Origin of the sequence: Planktotalea sp. (genome assembly GCF_018607995.1) — a bacterium.
Taxonomy (GTDB): domain Bacteria; phylum Pseudomonadota; class Alphaproteobacteria; order Rhodobacterales; family Rhodobacteraceae; genus Planktotalea.
The window spans coordinates 1-4,382 of sequence record NZ_JABBAL010000022.1 but is presented as its reverse complement, the minus strand read 5'-3'; the positions used below and the strand labels follow the sequence as shown (position 1 = coordinate 4,382).

The window sequence follows — 4,382 nt, the reverse complement described above, 5'->3', positions numbered from 1 at the left end:
GGTGACTCCTAAAAGTCAAAACGCTCTCTGTCTCAAACTGTATGATGACGGACACCAGCGATGATCACAACAGTGTTGTCAGGCATAATTACTTGGTCAGGTTTGCACCATATTCTTGGCCTTCTGGGCATATCTTGATTTAGGAGACTACCACGATGGGCATGCGTTTTTTCTCGACGAAAGATCGTCCCTTTCATATGGGGCCTTATCCGCTTGAGCGTTTGAAGCGCACCTCGAACATGCCCGATCTAAGCAGCGTTCCAGCGTCAAAGCAGATTGAGTTTCATGATCTGGACACGCCGCATTCACTGGTCAACGCAATGGGTGAGTATCAGGCGATGATGGATGCGATCCGTGATGGCGCGGTTAACCCGACGCCTGCGACGGCACCAAGTGATCCGCAAGAGCGCGCCAATCACATGAAGGCGTTTGGATATTTCCAAGACACCTCGATGATCGGAATTTGTGCGCTTCCTAAAAGCGCTCATTTGACTGCCCCGACGCGCAATTCAGACATAGACCGTCTCGCCAACGATATTCGCACCAAGCAGACCAAGACGCTTGCCTCTGGCATTGATCAAATCATGGCAGCATTGAAGGAGTCGATCGAAGCGCCCCTGGAAGCGATTGATCATCACACACATGCCATTGTTCTTTTGCTTGAGCATCATCGCGACCCTAAAGCGCATGAGCCTGGCGCGGAATGGATCATGGGAACGCAAGACCATCGCGCTGCGCTTCGGGCAACTGAAACCGCTGTCATTCTTGCGGAATACCTGCACCTTTTGGGGTTTTCCGCACGTGCGCACACGGCAACGTCTTCAGATGTTGATTTGAACCAGCTGGCTATCGCGTCTGGTCTTGCTTCGCTCGAAAAGGGTCGCCTTTTTGCGCCATATCTTGGAGAAAACTTTGGGCTCGCCGTGGTCACAACCAATTTTGAAATGGCAGTCGACACACCGCTCGCGCCTTGGGGCGATCAGCCCAATAACCCGGCTTGGTGGGTTGGCAAAGGAACGTCGAAAAGCGCTCTGAACCGTGATCCCTACCGCAAGCGCAATTATGTAGACGGAGCGCATCCGTTTGAGAAACTCAAACGAGTGGACACGCCGACAACTTATATTGACGAAGAGCGCGTTGCACGTGTTCCAAAACGTGCCGATATGTTCGCGCGCTCACAATTTGGGGATCTGGGAAAGAAACAGCAAGAAGCGGCTTCGGGCGGCTGGTACGCGCGAAAAAGTGCGCATTCTTTCTCGCAACGGCGCGTTTTGGGGGCTTTTGTTTTGCTGCAAGACGGGGAGAGTGAGACGCCTGCTCTCAAGCCCACAGAGGCAGAACGCAACGCCCAAAACGTTAAAGCCGCTAGTTATTTCTTGGGCGTAGATGCCATCGGGATCAGTCGTTGCCCTGATTGGACTTGGTACAGCCATGACGCCACGGGTGCGCCGATTGATCCCCCCCACAACAATGCGATTAGTATGATTATTGATCAGGGCTACGAGACAATGGAGGGCGCATCTGGCGACGACTGGATCGCTGTGGCTCAATCCATGCGGGCTTATCTGCGGTTCTCTCTTTTGGGCGGGGTCATTGCCAAACAGATACGCAACCTGGGCTACAAGGCCAAGGCGCACACGGTCATGGACGGCGAAGTGCTTCAACCACCGCTCTTACTTCTAAGTGGTCTGGGCGAAGTCAGCCGCATTGGCGAAGTGATCCTCAACCCGTTACTTGGCCCTCGTCTCAAATCCGGCGCTGTAACGACGGACATGCCGCTTGCGCACGACAAGCCAATCGACTTCGGGCTGCAAAGCTTTTGCAAGAGCTGCAACAAATGCGCGCGTGAATGTCCCTCTGGCGCGATTACCGCGGGGCCAAAACGCATGTTCAACGGCTATGAGATTTGGAAATCCGATAGCCAGAAATGCACCACCTATCGCATTACTACCGAAGGCGGTGCCATGTGCGGGCGCTGCATGAAAACCTGCCCTTGGAACCTTGAGGGTATCTTCAAGGAAAAACCATTCCACTGGGCCGCGATGAATATGCCAAAGGCCGCACCTGTTTTGGCCAAGCTTGATGATACGCTCGGCAATGGCGGTGTGAATGACGTCAAAAAATGGTGGTGGGACCTCGAACTGAAAGAAGATGGCGGCTATAAAGAACCTGCTGCTCCGGTCAATCGCCGCGACATTGATCCCGGGCTAGATCTGAATTTTGAAGATCAAACGCTTGCCGTTTATCCCGCCAACCTCGCGCCTTGGCCCTATCCCTACCCGTTCCCGATGGATCGCGAAGCGGGCATTAAAGCGTACCAAGACATGATCAGCTCGGACGAGTATAAAGAGCGTTTGGCGCGCGGCGAAACGCATGGCCTTGCCCATGAGCGCCCTGACTTCACAGATGCCCCTGTCATCATGGCGCGGGTCAGCAAAGCAGAAGCAATGACATCTGATGTAACCAAGTACGAGTTCACTGCTTGGGACGGATCCAAGCTGCCCGACTGGACCGCTGGCGGGCATCTCGATGTGGTCGTCACTCCTGATTTCCTGCGACAATATTCCATGTCCGGTGATCCGGCAGATACGTCCAAGTATCAGATAGGCGTTTTGCGCGAGGACGAAGGGCGCGGTGGTTCACAAATGATACACCGCATTTTCAATGAGGGCCGCCGTATCTTCATATCCAAACCGATCAATCATTTTGATCTGGTGGAAGAAGCAAGCAAAACTTTCTTGATGGGAGGCGGTATCGGCATCACTCCAATGATCGCTTTTGCACATCGTCTGCACGCTTTGGGCAAACCGTTTGAGTTACATTACTCCGCAAGCAAAATGGCTGGCGCGGGATACATTGATGATCTCAAAGCGATGCCTTGGGCGAAGCACGTAGCGTTCCATTTCTCCGATCAAGGAATGCGCGCGGATCTTGACACGCTTTTAAAGGGCTACGAAGACGGCTGGAATGTCTACACATGCGGGCCAGATCGCTACATGGAAGGCGTTGTGCAAGCGGCTGCGCGCCAAGGCTTCCCCGAAGAAGCGCGGCATCTGGAATACTTCTCTGTCCCGGTACAACCTGACTATGTGAACCACGCCTTCACTGTGACGCTGGCGAAATCAGGTAAAGAGCTAAGCGTCAGCGCTGAAGAAACGCTCGCTGATGTGCTCGTAGCAAATAGCATCCCTGTTGATATCAAATGCTCTGACGGTATCTGCGGCGTGTGCAAATGTGGGTTGAAAGAGGGAGACGTAGAACACCGCGACTTTGTGCTCTCCAACAAACAACGCGAAACAGAAATCATCACCTGCCAATCCCGCGCTGCAGATGCGGACGGCCACATCGTTATTGAGCTGTAATGAAAGCGCTTCATGAAAACTCAAGTCTGTATCGTTCGCGGTGGTCCTTCTGGTCTGTTGCTTTCTCAGCTTTTGCACACTCGCGGCATTGAGATGTTCTTCTCACAAATGACACATTTTCAAGTGCTCTCAGAGCCTCTCTTGCGTTCGTACTCATCTAAGTCGGCCTTCAAAATAGCCTCGTGTCTTGCAGCCTGGCGCATGAGGGCTATTCCCAAGACCCATCCTACAACTAAGGCACCAACGCCAAAAAATCTCATATTACGTACTACCCAATCAGGTTGATCTGCGCTTTGGTCTAAAGCTGCGCCAATAAAAAATAACATAGAGATGAATGACATGAGAATGATCAGGAACATTCCGTAGCCTTTTTTGAACTTGGGAAATACGGCGGCTAACGCCACAAGGATCATCTTGATGACTATGTTCATGTCTTGTGGCCTAATGTTTGATTTGTACGCATAATAACCATTAGACTAATCAGTGCGTCAACAACTGAAGTCGAAGAACTTCTAAACTTAACACCCACAATACCTTACCCATGGCCGAGCGAGGCCAAGCATGCTTGTGAAAACCTGTCAGTTAGGTAACAAGATTTGATAATAACTCGATGGTGAAGGGCAGGGGGGAGAGGCAGGTAAGTTCATGTGCAATCAGAAGTTACATTTGATACTAAATATTTTACAATTATGGTACTAGTCTGCTTTGGCTGTATTAAATATTTTTTTGCAATTAATTATTTAAGTGGTCGACATGGTATCGAATGAGTCCGTGTGGGAGTACCATTTAATATTAAAATATTGTTATTATTCAATGCTTTGACGCATTTTTGAATATTTTTATCCACCTAAATATGCACCCTTTGATGTTTGTACTCCCGCCATCACAAGTATTGCCGGGTAAGCCTTTTTATATTGCCCTATGCATTCACGGCTGTTGATCTCAGCGTTGAAATTAGTTGAATGACAACTGTCCGTCATCATACAGTTTGAGACAGAGAGCGTTTTGACTTTTAGGAGT

The 4,382-nt window shown here is 50.6% G+C and carries 3 protein-coding genes and 1 pseudogene; 2 read left to right on the top strand and 2 right to left on the bottom strand.

What is annotated here, in order from left to right:
- Positions 1-155: 155 nt before the first annotated feature.
- Both QZ280_RS08565 and QZ280_RS08560 read left to right on the top strand, forming a co-directional pair.
- Positions 156-3,362: a reductive dehalogenase gene (locus tag QZ280_RS08565; RefSeq protein ID WP_293442646.1), complete on the top strand. Its 3,207-nt coding sequence runs from the start codon at positions 156-158 to the stop codon at positions 3,360-3,362.
- A gap of 12 nt (positions 3,363-3,374) precedes the next feature.
- Positions 3,375-3,455: pseudogene (locus QZ280_RS08560) on the top strand (FAD-dependent monooxygenase); the annotation flags it as partial.
- Positions 3,456-3,481: 26 nt separating this feature from the next.
- Here the strand turns inward: QZ280_RS08560 and QZ280_RS08555 are convergent.
- Positions 3,482-3,793, bottom strand: a complete 312-nt coding sequence (locus QZ280_RS08555; RefSeq protein ID WP_293442644.1) for a hypothetical protein — start codon at positions 3,791-3,793, stop codon at positions 3,482-3,484.
- Positions 3,794-4,201: 408 nt separating this feature from the next.
- On the bottom strand, positions 4,202-4,382 hold a 181-nt coding region (locus QZ280_RS08550), incomplete at its 5' end, for a hypothetical protein (protein ID WP_293442641.1).